Genomic DNA, 18,095 nt, shown 5'->3' with positions numbered 1-18,095 from the left:
ATGCGGCCTATGCGCTGGCCCTAAGGGGGTCAAGCGTCAAGATTATGGCGGCGCGGTGTTGTGATAAGTGTGACCGCGAGACCCAGCAGGACCAACAGCAGCGCAGGCCAGTCACCGGCGCGCGCATAGACCGTGACGGGATCTGCTGGCGGCAAGGGGGCGTCGATATGCCCCGCCTCGCCCAGCGGCAGCGATGCAAGCACCCTGCCCTGCGCGTCAATCATCGCGCTGATGCCCGTGTTGGCCGACCTCACCATCGGCAGGCCCTGTTCGATCGCCCGCAGACGCGCCTGTGCCAGATGCTGTTGCGGTCCCGCCGCACGGCCAAACCAGGCGTCGTTGGTGATCATCACCAGCAGGCGGGGCCGCGCACCGGGAACGGCGACCTCTTCGGCAAATATACCCTCGTAGCAGATCAGGGCGCGGGCCGGACCAATGCCGGGCAGATCAATCAGGGATTGGCGCGGCAACCCCTTGGCAAAGCCGCCACCATCGGATGGTGCCAGCCCGCGCACCCCCATGGATTTGAGCAGATCCCCAAAGGGGACATATTCACCAAAGGGCACAAGATGGGATTTGTCGTAGATATCCATGACCTGCGCACCGCGCCCCAGCACGATCAGGCTGTTGTAATACTGATCGTCCTGCACCCGGTTGATGCCCGTGATCAATGGCGCGCCGCGTGCGGCCTCTGACATGATTTCCAGCTCGGGCCATGCGAAATCCAGCCGGACGGGTATCGCGGTTTCCGGCCAGACAATCAGGTCCGGCACCGGGTCCGCGCGGGTCGCAGCCATCATCCGGTCAAAGAAGACGGCGTTGCTTGCAGGATCCCACTTTTCGTCCTGCGGCGCATTGGGCTGGACGATGCGCACCATTGGACCGTCCGTTGCAGGTGCGGGGCCCGGTGCCAGCAGCGGCCATGCGCAGGCCGCAACGATCAGCGGCACGGACCCCCACCAGTGGCGCTGGACCACGTAAACAAGACCCGCTGCAACGGTCAGGATGACCAAGGTCAGCAGATGCGGCCCGCCCAGCGCCGCCACTTGTGCAAGCGGTGTCGGGATCAGCGCGTGACCGATCAAGCCCCAGGGAAAACCGGTGAACAGATAGCCGCGCAGCGCCTCTGCCAGGGTGAGGCACAACACCAGCGCGGGCAAACGCCCTGCCCCGACCCAGCGCGCGACGGCCACGCCCGCCACCCAGAATAGCGTTTCACGCAGGGCCATCAGGCTGACGCCGAACGGTGCAGCCCAGCCCCAGGTCGCCGCATCCACCAGAAAAGGTTCGATCAACCAGCGCAGCGTGAACCCGAAATAGCCCAGCCCGACAGCCAGCACGGCTGTCAGCGCAAGTCGCAGTGTCGGGGCTTGCGCCAGCACCCAGAGGATCGCGGCCCAACCGATCAGCGCGGCGGGCCACAGATCGAACGGCGCATGGGTCAGCGCGGTGAAAACACCCAGCCCCGCCAGCGCCCCGAACCGCAACAGCCCGTGAACGGACCAAAGGCGCGCGCGGGTCATTTCGGATCAGGCCTTGGGCATCCGCACACGCAGGCGCTTGATGCGGCGCGGATCGGCGTCGACCACCTCGAATTCGGGGCCGTCAGGGTGCTGGATGACCTCACCGCGCACGGGAACATGGCCGGTCAGCATGAAAACCAGACCGCCAAGGCTGTCGATTTCCTCTTCGTCGATCTCTTCGTGTTCGGTCAGGTTCATGCCGATTTCGGCTTCGAATTCCTCGAGCCCGGTTTTCGCCTGCACGAGGTAGACACCCGGTGCCTCTTCGGTCCAGCTTTCGACCTCGTCGACGTCGTGTTCGTCCTCGATCGCACCGACAACCTGTTCGATCAGGTCCTCGATCGTCACCAGACCATCCGTGCCCCCGTATTCGTCGATCACCAGCGCCATGTGGATGCGTTCCGTCTGCATTTTCGCAAGCAGGATGCCCAGATGCATCGACGGCGGCACATAGAGAAGCGGACGCAGCAAGGCCCGCAGATCGAATGCGGACGCTTCGCCATTGAAACCGTATTGCAGGGCAAAATCCTTGAGGTTCACAAACCCCATCGGTGTATCCAGCGTGCCGTCGAACACGGGCAGACGCGTCAGGCCGCTTTGACGGAACACCTCGACCAGTTCGTCCTTGGACGTGGTGACGGGCGTGGCCTTGATGTCGGCCTTGGGCACGGCGACATCCTCGACCTTGAGCCTGCGCAGATTGAGCATCCCCAGCATCGGTGCCGCGGCCCCGGTGGCCCGCAGGGTTTCCGGGGTCAGGTCGCTGGTGTCATCGTTCGGGCTGAGAGCCTCGAACAGGCGCGCAAAAAATCCGCGACTGGCGTCGTCGCTCTGGTCATCGCGGTCGGCATGACTGCCTGACCTGTCATCGTTGTCGTTCATTGGCCCTCTGCCTGATCCCGCCCCATCGCGTCGTCGCTATATGGGTCTGCGTGACCCATGGATACAAGTATCTGCGACTCGAGTCCTTCCATCAAGTCCGCATCCGCGTCGCGTTCGTGGTCGAACCCCAGCAGATGCAGCGTGGCATGAACCAGCAGGTGTGTGGCATGCGCCGTGATGGCTTTGCCTGCCGCCTCGGCCTCGCGGGCGCAGGTATCATAGGCGATGGCGATGTCGCCCAGTTCGGGGTCCACCGGGTCGGGCGGCAGCGGCATTTCGCCGTCGATCCCCGCGGCGCGTTCATCCGATGGCCAGGACAGCACGTTGGTGGGCGCAGGTTTGCCCCGGAAATCGGCGTTCAGGGCCGCGATACGGGCATCGTCACACCCCAGCAAGCTGATGTCCCACTGCGCAGGATCAAGCCCCAGTTCGGCAAGGGCCGCATCCGATGCCGCCTCGGCCAGCGTGGCAAGATCCAGCGCATCCCAGCGCGGGTCCTCGATATTAAGGTCGATCGTCACGGCATCACCCTTTTGCAGCGTCCTCGGCCTCGTAGGCCTCGATGATGGCGGCAACCAGCGGGTGACGGACCACGTCCTTGGAGGTAAAATAGTTAAAGCTGATCTTGGGGATGTTTTTCAGCAGGCGTTCCGCGTCCCACAGACCCGAACTGACGCCGCGCGGCAGGTCGATCTGGGTGCGGTCACCGGTGATGGTCATGCGCGACCCCTCGCCCAGACGGGTCAGGAACATTTTCATCTGCATCGACGTGGCGTTCTGCGCCTCGTCCAGCACCACGGCCGCGCGGGCCAGCGTGCGCCCGCGCATAAAGGCCAGCGGTGCGATTTCGATCCGCTTTTCCTCGATCAGCTTGGCGACCTGCTTGGCCGGGAAAAAGTCGTTCAACGCATCGTAGAGAGGCTGCATGTATGGATCGACCTTGTCCTTCATGTCGCCGGGCAGATAGCCCAGTTTTTCGCCTGCCTCGACGGCGGGGCGTGACAGGATGATCTTGTCCACGTTGCCGCTGATGAAATGGTTCACCGCGACAGCCACCGCCAGGTAGGTCTTGCCAGTGCCCGCAGGACCGATTCCGAACGACAGTTCGTTTTCGAACAGCGACCGCACGTAGGCCTTTTGCGCCTCGGTGCGGGGTTCGACCAGTTTCTTGCGCGTCTTGATTTCCACGCGGTCCGCTGGCGTGCCTTTGAACATTTCCTTTTGGTCGCCGGGTTCGGGCGGACCGGAATCGACGCCCAGGCGCATCGCGCTGGTCACATCACCCGGTTCCAGACTGCGACCGGACTCGAGCCGTTCATAGAGCCCGATCAGCACCTTGCGCGCGTTCTGACGCGCATCCTCGTCGCCCATCACCTCGAGCTGGTTGCCACGGCGCAGGATCTGCACGCCCAACGTGCTTTCGATTGCGGCGAGATTGCTGTCGTATTCGCCACACAGGTCGATCAGCAGAAAGTTGTCGGGAAATTCCAGCGGGGCGTCTGGACGGATATCGGGGCTCAGCGCGTCAGTGGACAAGCGTCTCTCCTGCTAAGGTTTCAACTTCAAGGTGACGTCGCAGCCGACAAGGTCAAGATGCCAACGCAACCGTGAGACAAAAAAGGCCGCAGCGAATGCTGCGGCCTTTTTGCTGATGATGTCATTGTGCCGATCACAGGCTATCCGGGATCGGCGAGCCGGATTTGAACGGGCCAACTGCTGTTGTCGGTGCAGCGACGCCCGAACAGACAGGGCGACCGTCGGGGGTCATACGCTCGGACAGGTAGCCTTCGACGCCGTCATCGATGATCCAGTGATCGCAGCCGTTTGGATCGACCCAGACGCCTGCGACAAGGGTCGACAAATGGTGGGCGTTGATACCGCGGTCGATCGTCTTGTCGGGCCCGATGCGGCCAAAGCCTTCGCCGCCCTCACAGGCCGAAAGTGCTGTGCCGATTGCGAGAAGCCCGATCAATTTCATAGGTGTCATATCAAGTTTCCCCTTAGCGGATGCAGTAGATTTCGACGCGGCGGTTTTGCTGCATGCCAGCGTGGGTGTCGTTCGTGGCGCGCGGCTGACGCTCGCCGAAACCCTTGATGTCGACGACGCGTGCACCCAGGCCCTGTGCCACGGATGCAACCGCGCCGGCGCGGTTGTTGGACAGGCGGATGTTGTATTCATCGGAGGCGCGGCTGTCGGTGTGACCGTAGATCATGAAACCGAATGCATTGGCCGTGCGAAAGAATTGCTCGAGCTGCGTACGGGCATGTGCCGTGATGTGCCAGCGGTCGGTTGCGAACAGCGTATCTGTCGGGATCACGCCGCAGATTTCAGACCGGTGGCAGACCGGACGCCCGTCACGGGTGCGATGTGGCGACATGTAACCCTCTGCGCCGTCATCCATGGCCCAGTGCTCACACCCGTCAGGGTCGATCCAGATCGTGGGCTGATAAATCTCGCCGCGCTGCTGGGCAGCAGCACCGCTGCCGATCATGGTCGCCGCCAATGCAGCGGCCATCCCGACCTTCAGAATTTCGTTAAATTTGAATGCCACGTCGGAATCCCCTCAAAAATCGCCACCCACAACCAAATGTAGGGCTAGACAGCTTTAACACACAATCGCCACGATTCTAGCAAGTATGGTGAATTCGCCAAGCATTTTTTCCACATATTGTGTCCCAAACGGCAACAATCGTTGGATTTCTTGACGATTTGACCGGATTCACGCTGGGTGGTGGCGTCAGTCGACCAACACGCCACCCAGAGAGTTCGGACCAGCGGTTTCGATCCTGACGCGGCGGACCTGACCGATGGCGGTCTGCGGTGCGTCGGCATAGACCGCATGCAGATAGTCCGATTTGCCGATCAACTGACCGCCGATGCGGCCTTTCTTTTCGAACAGGACCCCCACCTCGCGGCCAACCATGCTATTCTGGATCGCCCGCTGCTGTTCTGTCAGCAACGCCTGAAGCCGTTGCAGGCGGTCGTTCATTACATCCTCTGGCAGTTGCGGTTTTTCGGCCGCAGGCGTGCCGGGCCGGGTGGAATATTTGAACGAATAAGCCTGCCCGTAATTCACCGTCCGGATCAGATCCATCGTCGCCTCGAAATCCTCTTCGGTCTCGCCGGGGAAACCGACGATGAAGTCACCGGACAGCAGGATGTCGGGGCGCGCCGCGCGGATGCGTTCGATCAGGCGGACATAACTTTCGGCCGTGTGCTTGCGGTTCATTGCCTTGAGGATCCGGTCCGACCCTGACTGCACCGGCAGGTGCAGATAAGGCATCAGCTTGGCGCACTCACCGTGTGCGGCAATCAGCGCGTCATCCATGTCATTGGGATGGCTGGTGGTGAAACGGATACGTTCCAGCCCGTCGATTTCGGCCAGATCCCAGATCAGACCCGCCAAACCGCCGTCATGACCATGATAGGCATTCACGTTCTGCCCCAGCAGCGTCAGTTCGGCCACACCGGCATCGACCAGTTCGCGGGCCTCCTGAATGACACGTGACGCGGGGCGGCTGACCTCTGCGCCGCGCGTGTATGGGACCACGCAGAACGCGCAAAATTTGTCGCAGCCTTCCTGAACGGTCAGAAAGGCAGAGGGCGCGCGTTTCGCCTTGCCGCGCGATTTCAGCGTGTCGAATTTGTCGTCATCGGGAAAATCGGTGTCCAGCGCGCGCTGCCCGCTGCGGACCGCATCGTCCATCGCAGGCAGACGATGATAGCTTTGCGGGCCGACGACCAGATCCACGACGGGTGCGCGGCGCATGATCTCCTCGCCCTCGGCCTGTGCCACGCAGCCTGCCACGCCGATTTTCAGATCCGGGTTCGCATCCTTGAGCGGCCGCAGACGGCCGAGTTCGGAATATACCTTTTCTGCCGCCTTTTCGCGGATGTGGCAGGTGTTCAGCAGGATCATGTCCGCATCTTCGGGGGTGTCGGTCGTCACATAGCCCTGCCCGCCCAGCTGTTCGGCCATGCGCTCGCTGTCATAGACGTTCATCTGACAGCCGTAGGTTTTCACAAAGAGCTTGCGGGGCGCGGACATCGGGTTCACTCGCTTGCAGGGGTCGGGGCGCACGATCCCTAACGCCTGCTGCTGTGTCTTGCAATGCGGTGCAAATTCACCGAGTCTGCGACCAGTCCCAAAAGACCGTGATGCCAGCCATGATTTACGACAGCCTGTCCGCCTTTCTGACCGCCAGCAAGGGCCGCCTTGGCAAGGGACCGATCGCGCTGATCCTGCTGGAGGACGACACCGAAGTCGACAGCACGCTGCGCCACCATCTTGAATGTGGGTTTCGCAAGGTCGTGGCATTCGGCATGCCCGATATCGTGGTGGCCGAGGATGTGGCCGACAAGGTGACACGCGTGCACATGGACGTCCTCGCCAAGGGGGCGCTCGAAACCATCGTCAATGCGGTGATCGGCATCGCGGACGGGGAATGGATTTTCTACTGCTACAACGCGGAATACCTGTTTTTCCCGTTTTGCGAGACACGCAGCGTCGGCGAGATGATCGCCTTTTCGCTGGAGGAACGCCGCCACACGATCCTGACCTTTGTCGTGGATATCTACGCCGACGATCTGACCGCGCACCCCGATGCCGTCAGCATGGACAATGCGCATCTGGACCGATCCGGTTACTATGCGCTGGCGCGACAGGATGCGTGGAACAACGACATCGACCGCCAATACGATTTCTACGGCGGCCTGCGCTGGCGGTTCGAGGAACACGTGCCCAAGCCGCGCCGCCGGATCGACCGCACATCGCTGTTCATGGCGAAAAAGGGTTTGTCCCTGCGGGACGATCACACCACGAACGAACCTGAATACAATACCTATGCCTGCCCCTGGCACAACAGTCTGACCGCCACGGTGGTATCGTTCCGCACGGCCAAGGCATTGGTCCGCAATCCGGGGTCGGCCCCGCATATCCAGACCTTTCGCTGGCACAACTCCGCCCCGTTCAAATGGCATTCCCAGCAACTGCTGGAACTGGGATTGATGGAACCGGGGCAATGGTTCTGACCGGCTGACTGACGCGACCCACGCATCCACGAAAGCCATCAGCGATATTCTGACGCGCCCCCGCAACGCGGCGCGGCATCGCGTTGACATGCCGATCGAACTGCGCGACCGTCTAGGCACGCCAGGGGCGCCGCAAGGCTGAGATGCACCCTTTGAACCTGAACCAGATAATGCTGGCGGAGGGAGGTCGTGACCGAACCATCGGGTTCGGCCCGTCTCTTTGTCCGTCCGCAGACGGAGAGACCGAATGAAACCAAGTGCTGCCTGTCAGACAATGCGGGACCGCGTGCCGCTGGTGCATTGCATCACCAACTATGTCGCAATGAACATCGCCGCAAATGCGACGCTGGCCGCGGGTGCGTCCCCTGCCATGCTGCACGCCCCCGAAGAAGTCGCTGATTTCACGCCCCTCGCAGGGGTATTGACGATCAATATCGGCACCCTGTCGCCACAATGGGTCACGGGCATGCTGGCGGCCGCCGCGGCTGCGAAATCGCACGGCGTGCCCTGGGTTCTGGACCCGGTCGCGCATTTCATCACCCCCTACCGCGCCAATGCGACCCAGGATCTGCTGGCGCACAAGCCGGACATCATCCGCGGCAACGCGTCAGAAATCATCGCGCTTTCAGGACAGGCCGCGTCGGGCAAGGGTGCGGACAGTGGTGATGATGTGGCACAGGCGCAGGATGTTGCCATCCGCATGGCAAGTCAGCGCAACTGCGTCGTGGCCGTCACTGGCCCGGTGGATTTCGTCACCGATGGCACGCGCAAAGTGACGGTGCATGGCGGGTCCGACCTGATGCCCAAGGTGACCGCGATGGGGTGTTCACTGACCGCCGTCATCGGGGCCTATGCTGCGGTTGCACCCGCCTTTGACGCGACGGTCGCTGCCCTGTCCCATTTTGCCGTGGCAGGCGCGCGTGCAGGTGCGGACTGCCCGGGACCGGGTCAATTCCAAGTACGGTTCCTGGACCAGTTGCATGCCCTGCAACCTGCCGATCTGGACGCGGCGCGGCTGACATGGCTTTGATCCGCGCGCAATTGCGCCTCTATCTCGTGACTGATCCGCTGCTGTGCGCGCGGATGGGGCTGATCGAAACCGTCACGGCAGCGGTGCGGGGTGGCGTCACCTGCGTGCAGCTGCGTGACAAGTCGGCCTCCACCCACGCGCGCATCGACGCAGCCCGCGCGGTGAAATCCGCGCTTGCAGGTTCGGGTGTGCCGCTGATCATCAACGATGATCTGGATGCGGCTGTCGCGGCCGGGGTGGACGGTGTGCATCTGGGTCAGGGTGACGCGCAGGCCGCCACGGCACGGGCCCGTCTGGGCACAGATGCGATCATCGGCCTGTCATGCGAAACCCCGCAGGATGTGCGTAAAGCCGACATGGCGGCCGTCGACTATCTCGGCCTTGGAACGGTGTTTCCCACGGCAACCAAGGACGACCACAAACCCAGTATTGGTCTGGACGGACTAGCCACACTTGCAGGTCTGACCGACCTGCCCTGCGTGGCGATCGGCGGCCTGAAGCACGCGCACGCCGGGGCGGTTCTGGCCGCAGGCTGCGACGGTATTGCCGTCGTTTCGGCCATTTGCGGCCAGCCTGACCCGGAAACTGCGGCCCGCACACTGATGCACGCCATGACCCCTACCACAGGAGAAAATACATGATCCACAACGTCCTGAGCATTGCAGGATCTGATCCGTCGGGTGGAGCGGGAATACAGGCCGATCTGAAAACCTTTGCGGCGAACGGAACCTATGGCATGGCCGCTCTGACCGCGCTGACCGCGCAGAACACACGCGGTGTCAGCGGCGTCGAAACGGTGCCGCCGGCGTTCGTTCAGGCGCAGATTGCAGCCGTGTTCGACGACATAAGGGTCGATGCGGTCAAGATCGGGATGATCGCGACCGCCGATATCGCGTCCGCCGTGGCAGAGGTTCTGTCCCGCCACCCCGGCGTGCCCATCGTCTTGGACCCGGTCATGGTCGCCAAGGGCGGTGCCACCTTGCTGGACAAGGATGCTATTGCCGCCGTCAAGACCACCCTGCTGCCGCTGGCAACCGTGGTGACGCCGAACCTGGCCGAGGCTGGCAAATTATTGGACCTGCCGCAGGCAACAGATCGCCGCGGCATGGCAAAACAGGCGGCCGCACTGGTCGGCCTTGGCCCACGCGCCGCATTGGTCAAGGGTGGCCATCTGGATGGATCGGACAGTCCCGACGTACTGCAAGACATGCATGATGCCCAATGGCTGGACGCGGCGCGAACGCCCGGCCGCAATACGCACGGGACCGGATGCACCCTGTCGTCCGCGCTGGCCGCACACCTGGCCAAGGGTGCCACGATCCACGACGCGGCACGTGCTGCAAAACGCTATGTCACTGGTGCCATTGCGGCGGCGGATACCCTGTGTGTCGGTCAAGGCCACGGCCCTGTGCATCATTTTCACACCCTCTGGAGAGACTGACATGACCACAGCCATTGACGCACAAACCGTTCTCGTGACCGGCGCAGGACGCGGCCTGGGGGCCGCGATCGCCACGGCCTTTGCCCGCGAAGGCGCACAGGTCATCATCAACTATCGCAACAGCCGGACGGCGGCCGAGGCATTGGCAGACCGGCTGGGTGACCGAACCGTCGCGTTGCAGGCCGATGTGACAGACGCTGATGCAGTCGCCCGGATGGTCGATATTGCCACCACCCGCTTTGGCCCGATCACGACTGTCGTGCACAACGCGCTGGCCGATTTCAGCTTTAACGGCGATGCGCGGGAGGATCTGACCACGCTTGGACCGGCGCACATCATGGCACAGCACGATACCGCCGTCCTGGGTGCGCTGCATGTTGTTCAGGCAACAATCCCTGCAATGAAAACCGCGGGCTTTGGTCGGATCGTCACGATCGGAACAAACCTCTTTCAGAACCCGGTGGTGCCCTATCACGCGTATATCATGTCAAAGGGTTCGTTGTTGGGTCTGACGCGCAGTTTCGGGCGCGAGCTGGGGGGATTTGGCATCACGGTGAACATGGTTTCAGGTGGTTTGTTGCGTCAGACAGATGCGAGTTCTGCAACACCGGAGGCGGTTTTTGACTTGATTGCGCAAAGCACGGCTTTGGGATCGGTGACGACACCGGCCGAGGTTGCGGATGCGGTCTTGTTCTTTGCAAGTCCGTGGTCACGCGCGGTGACGGGTCAGAACCTGATTGTCGATGGTGGGCTTGTGAACGGATGAGACGACGGCCACCGCGGGTCGCGGTCTATGTCGGCGTGGCTTTAGCAGGGCGTTGTGTTTTTACGCCCTGTTCCGGCGCGTTCTGATCTGCCGGTGTGTGCGAGGCACTTGCAGCGCAAGGCGTTTTGTCGCGCGAACCTGACCTATCTGCCGTGCTTTGCCAGCGAAACGCAGCACGGGAAGAAAGCGGTCATTGTCGGGCGAAAATAAAGGCCACGTCCAGGCACAGCTTTTGCGGGGATGTCGTCGTTTGCTTCGAACCCGCCGAAGGCAAGGATCACGGCATCGGCGCGGACAGCCTCCTCGCCGACCATGACGCCGCTGATAACATCATCTTCTGTAATCCCACTACGGTGCCCCCGAGGTCTTGAAAAGCGGTCATTTCCGTGTCCCACAGACCCACACCTTCGTTTTCGGCCAACAGTGTCTGGCCACCGCAAAACACCTACTTGCCGTCTTTTCCAAAATTCTGGCGGCTGCAAATCGGCTCTAAGGTGACGTGATGGCCTGACAGCCATAGCATCGTCTCAAGCCCCTTGGTGATCAGGATCGTCTGTTCGGGCGACAGGGGGCGACCCTCGTTAAACCCGAGCGGGTCTTCGGTCATTTTGGTCTGTGTGTAGCTGCCGAAATCGGTGTTGGGCAATCGGGGGGCAACCGCGTTGCGCAACAACGGGATGAGGTCGTCACCACCATCATATGGAAACCGCATTGCGCCTGCGGTGTATTCTGTGTTGCCGCCCGCCAGCGCCTTATCCGCCTTTTCCAGCATCGAAACGTCTGCGCCCTGTTCCAATGCGGCGATCTAGGGGCAAAGGGTGGTGTTTCCTGATCCGACGACGATGGTTTTCTTCTTTGACATGGTGCGCTGCCTTGGCTACCACCAAATTGCATCCAAGCGGATACAATTTTGAAAGCCTGCATATGCGGACACCCGACAAATCCGAAATGTCCCAAGGCGAGGTGGCCTATGCGACCCTGCTCGAGGCGATCCGCGGCGGTGTTTTTCAGCCTGGTGACCGTCTGCGTGAAGAGGATGTCGCAACACGATTGACGTTGTCGCGTACGCCGGTCCGTGAAGCCCTGCGCAAGCTCGAATCTGACGGTATTGTTGAACATCGCCCGCGCCTCGGAGCGGTCGTGCGCGCGCTCAACCATACCGAAGTGGTCGAACTGTATGAAATGCGCCTGGTGCTGGAACGCACGGCAGCCGAAATGGCCGCGAAACATGCGATAGCCGCCGAAATTGACGAGTTGGAAGAATTGAACGAGGCAATTGCCAATGCCGTGGCTGATCCTGCCCGGGCGGCGTCGATCAACCAACAGTTTCATCGCTGCATCTACCTCGCCACGCGCAACCGGTTTCTTTTGGAATCCGCGCGCGCATTGAACAATGCCCTGATGTTGTTGGGCCCGACAACGCTGGCCGATGAGGCGCGGATCACGGTCGTGTGCCGCCAGCATCAGGACATCATCGATGCAATCCGCAATGGGGATGCAGAGGCGGCAGGTGCGTCAGCCGAGGCGCATTTGCAAACGTCGCTGCGACACCGCTTGTCGGTCATGCGGGGATGAAAAGTCTTGCCCTGACCTATGCAGTGGCGGGTATGGGTGTTGCGGTTTTCCAGCTGTTGAACCTGCCGTTGCCATGGCTGCTCGGGCCGATCTTTGCCTGCCTGTTTGCCGCTCTGGCGGGGGTGCCGCTCAAGGGGAACAAGCTGGTGAATGATGCAATGCGATCCATCCTCGGGGTCGCGGTTGGCGCGACCTTTACGGTCGCCTTGCTCGGTTCGATGGTCGCAATGTGGCCGACCTTGCTCATGATTCCCCTGATGATCGCCAGTATTGGTTTTGTTGGCGTGCCTTACTTCCAGAAAATCTGGGGGTTTGACTTTGCGACCAGCTACTATTCGGCGATGCCCGGGGGCTTGCAGGACATGTTGGCCTTTGGAGAAGAAGCCGGCGGTGACGTGCGTGCGCTGTCGCTGATCCATGCCACGCGGGTCATGGTGATCGTCGTGGCGCTGCCCTTCATCTTGCAGGGTGTTTGGGATGCTGACTTGTCCAACCCGCCGGGCGCGCCTGCGACTTCGATCGCTCCATCCCAGCTTTTGCTGATGGTTCTTTGCGGCCTGGTCGGTTGGCGCGGTGCCAAGGCCGTGGGCATGTTCGGGGCGTCCATTCTCGGCCCCCTGATTATTGCCGCAATCCTATCTCTGCTGGGTATTTTGCAGCACCGCCCGCCTGCCGAAGCAATCTGGATGGCCCAGTTTTACATCGGGATGACTGTCGGAACCAAATATGTTGGCGTGACGATGCCGGAGGTGCGCCGCGATGTTGCCGCAGCCCTTGGTTTGTGTGTGATCCTTTTGGTGCTGACAGTGATCTTCGCCGAGGTGATTTATTTGATGGACCTGGCACCGCCGATGGAAACGCTACTGGCCTTTGCGCCCGGCGGTCAGGCGGAAATGACGGTTCTGGCGCTCATTGTCGGGGCAGACATGGCTTTTGTGATCGCACATCACGTCTTGCGGATTTTCGTGGTTATTCTTGGCGCGCCGCTCGCGGCGCGATTGTTCAGTTCCAAATCGACGGATTGACCATGTGTATCGGCGCGCCGGCAGCATAGGCGTTGATCTGATCGAAAATGTCGTTGAACTGCATATTAAACTCGTCTTCGGTGACGTAAGCGTTGCACCCTTTGGTCGAGATGGGGCTTGATCCGCGACTTGCCCCGGCATGACGTGTTCCTCATGCCGGGGACAGCATCTGGCGTTTCTCATGCGCTTCTCTGCTCCTGATGATCGGACCGGGAGGCTTTGAATTGTACTGATTACATCATGGCCGGTGGCCGACCGCCAAAATCCTTGTCCGGGCGGCTGGTATTGTTGAACGCCATCCCCGTTGCGGACACCGGTGCTGCACGTCGCATGACTGTCCGCGTCCTGCTGCGGAAACTAGACCGCGACCATCAACCGTAACGCGTCGTAGATTGCCGCGTGGGTGTTTCGGGCGGAAACTGCGTCACCGATACGGAACAGCTGAAACGTGCCCTGTGTGTTGCGGACGACCGTCTGTGGCCGCAGATTCAGCAAATCCGCCTGATCGACCGCACCGCCATTCGACGAGGCAGGCCGCAATTCGTGATAAAGCTCATCGAGCGGCGTGGTGCCGTAGTTCACGACGACGTGGTCGTAATCGCAATGCCCCACTTTGTCGGAATAATCGGTCCCGATGCGCGCGCGCAGCCGATTGCCGACCTGCTCTATTCCGCGCAGACGTTTGGTGACGGTGAATGTCACGTCGTCACGTTGCAGGTTACGCATATAGGGGACGAGGTTCATGGCCATGACTTCGGGCGCGAAGGTGCGGTCGGGGGTCATGATCTCGACGGTGCATCCGGCGTTTACGGCCATCTCGGCGGCCTGCAGGCCTGTGTGGTCGCCGGCTTCGTCGTAGATCAGAACCGATCCTGACGGTTTTACGTCACCCGACAGAATGTCCCAAGCAGATATGACGTGATCCGGCGCGTCCGCTTCGTACAGGGTCGTGTTCGCCATGCCGCCGGTCGCGATAACGACGACGTCTGGCTTTTCGTCCAGCACGTCCGAAGCCTCGGCGTAGAGGTTGTATCGCAGCGTGGCACCTGCGGCCTCGCACTGGGCGACACGCCAGTCGATGATCTGCATCATCTCGGCCCGCCGCTTTGAACGGGCCGTAAGGAGAACCTGGCCACCGGCGCGACTGCCTGCCTCGAAAACGACGACCTCGTGACCGCGCGCGCTTGCGACGCGCGCCGCTTCCAGCCCTGCGGGGCCGGCACCAACGACAACAACCTTGCGGCGCTCGGCGCCGGGTTCGATGACATGAGGCATCGAAAGTTCCCGGCCCGTCGCGGCATTGTGGATGCACAGCGCCTCGCCGCCCTGATAGATGCGGTCCAGACAATAGTTCGCCCCGACGCAGGGGCGGATGTCATGTTCGCGGCCCTCCACAATCTTGCGCACCACATGGGGGTCGGCCATGTGCGCGCGGGTCATGCCGACCATGTCCAGAAGGCCCGAAGCAATGGCATGACGTGCGGTGGCGACGTCCTGGATTTTGGCGGCGTGGAATGTCGGCATGCCGGTCGCGCGCCGGACTTCGCCGGCGAAATCCAGATGCGGGGCCGACGGCATCCCCTGGATCGGGATCACATCAGTCATGGCCGGGTCTGTATGGATGCGACCCCTGATGACATTGAGGAAATCGACCTGGCCCGTATCGCGCAGCAGTTTGGAAATCTCGATACCCTCTTCGACCGTGATGCCACCCGCCTGCACCTCGTCCGCCGTATAGCGAATGCCGACGATAAATGCGGGGCCTACCCGTTTGCGCACGGCGGCCAGCACATCGGTGGTAAAGCGCAGCCGGTTTTCCAGCGTATCCGCGCCGTAGGGACCGGTCAGCTTGTTGGACAGCGGCGACCAGAACTGGTCCATCAGGTGCCCATAGGCCTGGATTTCGATCCCGTCCATGCCGCCAGCCTGCATGCGTTCGGCGGCGGTCGCGTAATCCTCGATCACGCGCTCTATATCCCAGTCCTCCATCATCTTGGGAAAGGCGCGGTGCGCGGGTTCGCGGTCGGGGCCCGCCGAAATCGACGGCAGCCAGTCACCTTTGTTCCAGTTCGTGCGGCGGCCCAGATGAGTCAGCTGAATCATGGCCGCACAGCCGTGTTCGTGCAGGGAATCGGTCAACTCGCGGATCCACGGCACGACCTCGTCGCGATAGGCCAGAATGTTGTTGAAGACCGGCGGGCTGTCGCGGCTGACCGCGGCGGACCCTGCGGTCATCGCCAAGGCGACGCCGCCTTTGGCACGCTCTTCGTGATAGGCGCGATACCTGGCCTTGGGCATCCCGTCTTCGGGATAGGCTGGTTCGTGACTTGTGGTCATCACCCGGTTCTTCAGGGTCAGATGCTTGAGCTGGTAGGGCTGAAGCAGGGGATCGGCGGCGACGTGGTCTTTCATCGGGGGACTTTCTTCTTCAGCAATCAAGAATGATGTCGGTCAGAGGGCGACTGACGCAGGGCAGGATAAAGCCGCGATCGATCTCGCGCTGGCGGATGCCGCCTTCGTGGGTCATCACGACTTCGCCTGCATGTTTGAATGTCTTGCAGGTGCCGCACATTCCCCGTGCACAAGAGGAGGCAAGCGGCAGTCCCGCCTCTTTCATCGCGGCCAGGATCGTGCTGGTTTCGGCACATTCGAACGACCGACCTGTCCGGGAAAGTGTTACCGTCCTGTTCGGCGTATCGGCCCCGGCGATGACACCGGGAAGCGGCGAGGAGAAATCAAAACTTTCCTCGCCATAGCGATCCGCGGGTACGCCTGCGGCATAGGCTGTGGTGCGCACCATCTCCATGAAGGAATGGGGTCCGCAGCACAGGACGGTGCGATCCGACAGATCCGGGATAACCCTTTTCAGCAGTTCGGCGTCCGGTCGGACACCGCCAGGGCCGCGCGTTGTGATCGGCACATGGACAAGGCGGCGCAGACGTCGCGACAGGCCGTCGATTTCATCAGCAGCAACAAGATCCGCCGATGTGGATGCGACCTGGATCAGGACAATATCAAGGTCCATGCCCCGGTCGGCCGCGGTCCGCACGATCGACAACATCGGGGTAATCCCACTGCCCGCCGCCACCAGCGCATAAGCCGATCCCGGCAACGTCGCAGGACCAAAGCGACCAGACGGGCCCAGTGCCTCGATGGTGGTACCCGGAACAAGCGTGTCGTGAAGCCCGCGCGCGCCGGGGCCGTCCTGCCGCTTGACCGCAATCTCGATGCCGCCGTCGCGCGCGGCCGAGGACGCGATGGTATAGCACCGCTCGACCGGGCCGTTTGGCGTGTCGATACGGAACGTCATGAACTGACCGGGATCGTGTTCGATCCGGCTGCCATCCTGCGGTGTCAGGAAAAAGCTCCGGATATCCGCCGTTTCGTCCCAAACCGCACGACACACAAGCGCGCCCCACCGGTCGGACGGGAACCGCCGCCGCCGCCGTGCACCCCAATCGGCAAGGTCCACCCGCGTCATGCGCCGTATCCGTTGGCCTGCATGCGGGTGACATACCACGTTGCGAATTCGTCCAGCGCCCGTTCGGTATAGCGCGAATAGGGGCCGGGCCTGTATCCGGGTGACGCGACGCCGCGGTGGGCCAGTCCTACGAGATGCGCGTCCTCCGCGTTCGTGGTCTTCCACACGGATGTCAGCGTTTCCAGATCGTAGTCTTCGCCCTCCACCGCGTCCGGATGGACCAGCCATTTCGTCCGGACCAGCGTTCTGTTCGGACCCAAGGGAAAAGCGGTGAAGATGACGGCATGATCGGACATGACATGGTTCCAGGAGTTGATCCCCCACAGATGCACATCGCCCATCCAGGGCCTGCCTGCATTGCCCAACGGAATCTGAACGGCGGCGCGGGTGTCCGGTGTCTGGCTTTCGCCCAAGCCCGCGATGATCAATCGCTGGGTGCGAAAATTCGTAGGCCAGCCAACCGTGTGTTCGACGGCCTCGAACGGCATGTCCTGGGCGCGCCAATATTGTTCATAGCTGGCATAGGCGTCGAGCAGGGCGTTCACTTCCGCCTTTTCGGTGTCGGTCAGACCTTCCGGGTCATAGCCGAAATCCGCCGCGTGAAACGACAGGCTAAGTTGCGGATGGTTGGACGCGCAGTGATAGCACTCGCGGTTGTTCTCCATCGTCAGCTTCCAGTTGCCCTCTTCGATCAGGTCCTGCTCAAAGGCCACCTTGGCATTGCGCAGATCATAGTCTGCCAGGCGCGGTTCAAGAACCTCTGCCAGTTCCGCGATATCCGCCGGGGGATCGTCCGACAGGCAGGCATACAAGATCCCACCGATGTCGCGCAGAGCGACGGGTTTGAGGTGATGCAGCGACCGATCGAAATCGACACCCATATGCGGCGCGCGCGCAAGCGCCCCGTCCAGGTCGTAGGTCCATTGGTGATAGGGGCAGACAAGTTTTCCCACGACCGAACGGCCCGGCGGCAGAAGCCGCGCCCCCCGGTGAGAGCAGACATTGTGGAACGCCCGCAGCGCGTCGTCATCGTCGCGCAGGATGACGATCGAGGCAGGACCGATATCGATCGCGATGACATCCCCGGCCTCGGGTATGTCGCAGGTCACGCCCACGGCGATCCAGTGCTGCCCGAAGATCGCCTTGCAATCCGCCTGCCAGGCCGCATCCGACGTATAAAGCGGTGCCGGAAGGCTGTAGCCCGGCCGTCGGGCCGCCAGAAGCGTCGCAATATCATCGGGACGGGAATTGCCATGATCCAGCATTGTGCCTCCTCGGCGTGGGATATGTCGCCACTACGGGTCTGTTTTCGCCGCCATCATGCGCTTGACCGAAGCCTC

General features: G+C 61.9%; 18 protein-coding genes and 1 riboswitch. Of the genes, 7 read left to right on the top strand and 11 right to left on the bottom strand.

What is annotated here, in order from left to right:
- Positions 1–29 precede the first annotated feature (29 nt).
- From lnt to miaB, 7 genes are all read right to left on the bottom strand, one after another.
- Complete coding sequence (gene lnt / locus LGQ03_RS09530) at positions 30–1,523, bottom strand: apolipoprotein N-acyltransferase (protein WP_226748216.1); 1,494 nt, start codon at positions 1,521–1,523, stop codon at positions 30–32.
- Between the two features lie 6 nt (positions 1,524–1,529).
- Positions 1,530–2,405, bottom strand: coding sequence for a transporter associated domain-containing protein (locus tag LGQ03_RS09525; RefSeq protein WP_090159158.1), 876 nt, complete (start codon positions 2,403–2,405; stop codon positions 1,530–1,532).
- Positions 2,402–2,926, bottom strand: a complete 525-nt coding sequence (ybeY, locus tag LGQ03_RS09520; RefSeq protein ID WP_226748215.1) for an rRNA maturation RNase YbeY — start codon at positions 2,924–2,926, stop codon at positions 2,402–2,404. Before ybeY ends, LGQ03_RS09525 begins: the two co-directional genes overlap by 4 nt.
- Positions 2,927–2,930: 4 nt before the next feature.
- Complete coding sequence (locus tag LGQ03_RS09515) at positions 2,931–3,941, bottom strand: PhoH family protein (protein ID WP_226748214.1); 1,011 nt, start codon at positions 3,939–3,941, stop codon at positions 2,931–2,933.
- Positions 3,942–4,074: 133 nt separating this feature from the next.
- Positions 4,075–4,392, bottom strand: coding sequence for a hypothetical protein (locus LGQ03_RS09510; RefSeq protein ID WP_226748213.1), 318 nt, complete (start codon positions 4,390–4,392; stop codon positions 4,075–4,077).
- Positions 4,393–4,405: 13 nt separating this feature from the next.
- Entirely contained in the window at positions 4,406–4,921 is a 516-nt protein-coding gene (locus LGQ03_RS09505; protein ID WP_404807650.1) for an OmpA family protein, read from the bottom strand.
- A gap of 222 nt (positions 4,922–5,143) precedes the next feature.
- On the bottom strand, positions 5,144–6,454 hold the full coding sequence (gene miaB, locus LGQ03_RS09500) for a tRNA (N6-isopentenyl adenosine(37)-C2)-methylthiotransferase MiaB (RefSeq protein WP_226748212.1): 1,311 nt from the start codon (positions 6,452–6,454) through the stop codon (positions 5,144–5,146).
- Between the two features lie 119 nt (positions 6,455–6,573).
- On the opposite strand from miaB, the gene LGQ03_RS09495 reads away from it, so the two are divergent.
- The 5 genes from LGQ03_RS09495 (at position 6,574) to LGQ03_RS09475 (ending at position 10,674) form a co-directional block, all read left to right on the top strand.
- Positions 6,574–7,437 carry a hypothetical protein gene (locus LGQ03_RS09495; RefSeq protein ID WP_226748461.1) on the top strand — a complete coding sequence of 288 codons (864 nt, stop codon included), beginning with the start codon at positions 6,574–6,576 and terminating at the stop codon, positions 7,435–7,437.
- Positions 7,438–7,550: 113 nt separating this feature from the next.
- Positions 7,551–7,640, top strand: a riboswitch (TPP riboswitch).
- Positions 7,641–7,684: 44 nt separating this feature from the next.
- Positions 7,685–8,467, top strand: a complete 783-nt coding sequence (gene thiM / locus LGQ03_RS09490) for a hydroxyethylthiazole kinase (protein ID WP_226748211.1) — start codon at positions 7,685–7,687, stop codon at positions 8,465–8,467.
- Positions 8,458–9,108, top strand: coding sequence for a thiamine phosphate synthase (gene thiE / locus LGQ03_RS09485; RefSeq protein ID WP_226748210.1), 651 nt, complete (start codon positions 8,458–8,460; stop codon positions 9,106–9,108). Before thiM ends, thiE begins: the two co-directional genes overlap by 10 nt.
- On the top strand, positions 9,105–9,908 hold the full coding sequence (gene thiD / locus LGQ03_RS09480) for a bifunctional hydroxymethylpyrimidine kinase/phosphomethylpyrimidine kinase (RefSeq protein ID WP_226748209.1): 804 nt from the start codon (positions 9,105–9,107) through the stop codon (positions 9,906–9,908). Before thiE ends, thiD begins: the two co-directional genes overlap by 4 nt.
- A 1-nt stretch (position 9,909) precedes the next feature.
- Positions 9,910–10,674, top strand: coding sequence for a 3-oxoacyl-ACP reductase (locus tag LGQ03_RS09475; RefSeq protein ID WP_226748208.1), 765 nt, complete (start codon positions 9,910–9,912; stop codon positions 10,672–10,674).
- Positions 10,675–11,119: 445 nt separating this feature from the next.
- On the opposite strand, the gene LGQ03_RS09470 is transcribed toward LGQ03_RS09475, so the two are convergent.
- A complete protein-coding gene (locus LGQ03_RS09470) occupies positions 11,120–11,470 on the bottom strand; it encodes a hypothetical protein (RefSeq protein ID WP_226748207.1) in 351 nt (116 codons plus the stop codon).
- 128 nt (positions 11,471–11,598) lie between these two features.
- On the opposite strand from LGQ03_RS09470, the gene LGQ03_RS09465 reads away from it, so the two are divergent.
- Both LGQ03_RS09465 and LGQ03_RS09460 read left to right on the top strand, forming a co-directional pair.
- Positions 11,599–12,249: a GntR family transcriptional regulator gene (locus LGQ03_RS09465; RefSeq protein WP_226748206.1), complete on the top strand. Its 651-nt coding sequence runs from the start codon at positions 11,599–11,601 to the stop codon at positions 12,247–12,249.
- The gene (locus tag LGQ03_RS09460) at positions 12,246–13,274 is read left to right on the top strand and encodes an AbrB family transcriptional regulator (RefSeq protein ID WP_226748205.1); all 1,029 of its coding nucleotides are present in this window, start codon (positions 12,246–12,248) and stop codon (positions 13,272–13,274) included. Before LGQ03_RS09465 ends, LGQ03_RS09460 begins: the two co-directional genes overlap by 4 nt.
- Positions 13,275–13,631: 357 nt before the next feature.
- Here the strand turns inward: LGQ03_RS09460 and LGQ03_RS09455 are convergent, their stop codons facing one another.
- The 3 genes from LGQ03_RS09455 to LGQ03_RS09445 are packed head-to-tail and all read right to left on the bottom strand — an operon-like array spanning position 13,632 to position 18,020.
- Positions 13,632–15,686 carry an NADH:flavin oxidoreductase gene (locus tag LGQ03_RS09455; RefSeq protein ID WP_226748204.1) on the bottom strand — a complete coding sequence of 685 codons (2,055 nt, stop codon included), beginning with the start codon at positions 15,684–15,686 and terminating at the stop codon, positions 13,632–13,634.
- 16 nt (positions 15,687–15,702) lie between these two features.
- On the bottom strand, positions 15,703–16,755 hold the full coding sequence (locus tag LGQ03_RS09450; RefSeq protein ID WP_226748203.1) for a flavin reductase family protein: 1,053 nt from the start codon (positions 16,753–16,755) through the stop codon (positions 15,703–15,705).
- Positions 16,752–18,020: an aromatic ring-hydroxylating oxygenase subunit alpha gene (locus tag LGQ03_RS09445; protein WP_226748202.1), complete on the bottom strand. Its 1,269-nt coding sequence runs from the start codon at positions 18,018–18,020 to the stop codon at positions 16,752–16,754. The genes LGQ03_RS09450 and LGQ03_RS09445 overlap by 4 nt, the downstream gene beginning before the upstream one ends.
- Positions 18,021–18,095: the final 75 nt, after the last annotated feature.

The organism is Loktanella gaetbuli (assembly GCF_020531945.1).
Taxonomy (GTDB): Bacteria; Pseudomonadota; Alphaproteobacteria; order Rhodobacterales; family Rhodobacteraceae; genus Loktanella; species Loktanella gaetbuli.
The sequence above is the reverse complement of the archived record's forward strand: the minus strand, read 5'-3'. Positions and strand labels throughout refer to the sequence as shown.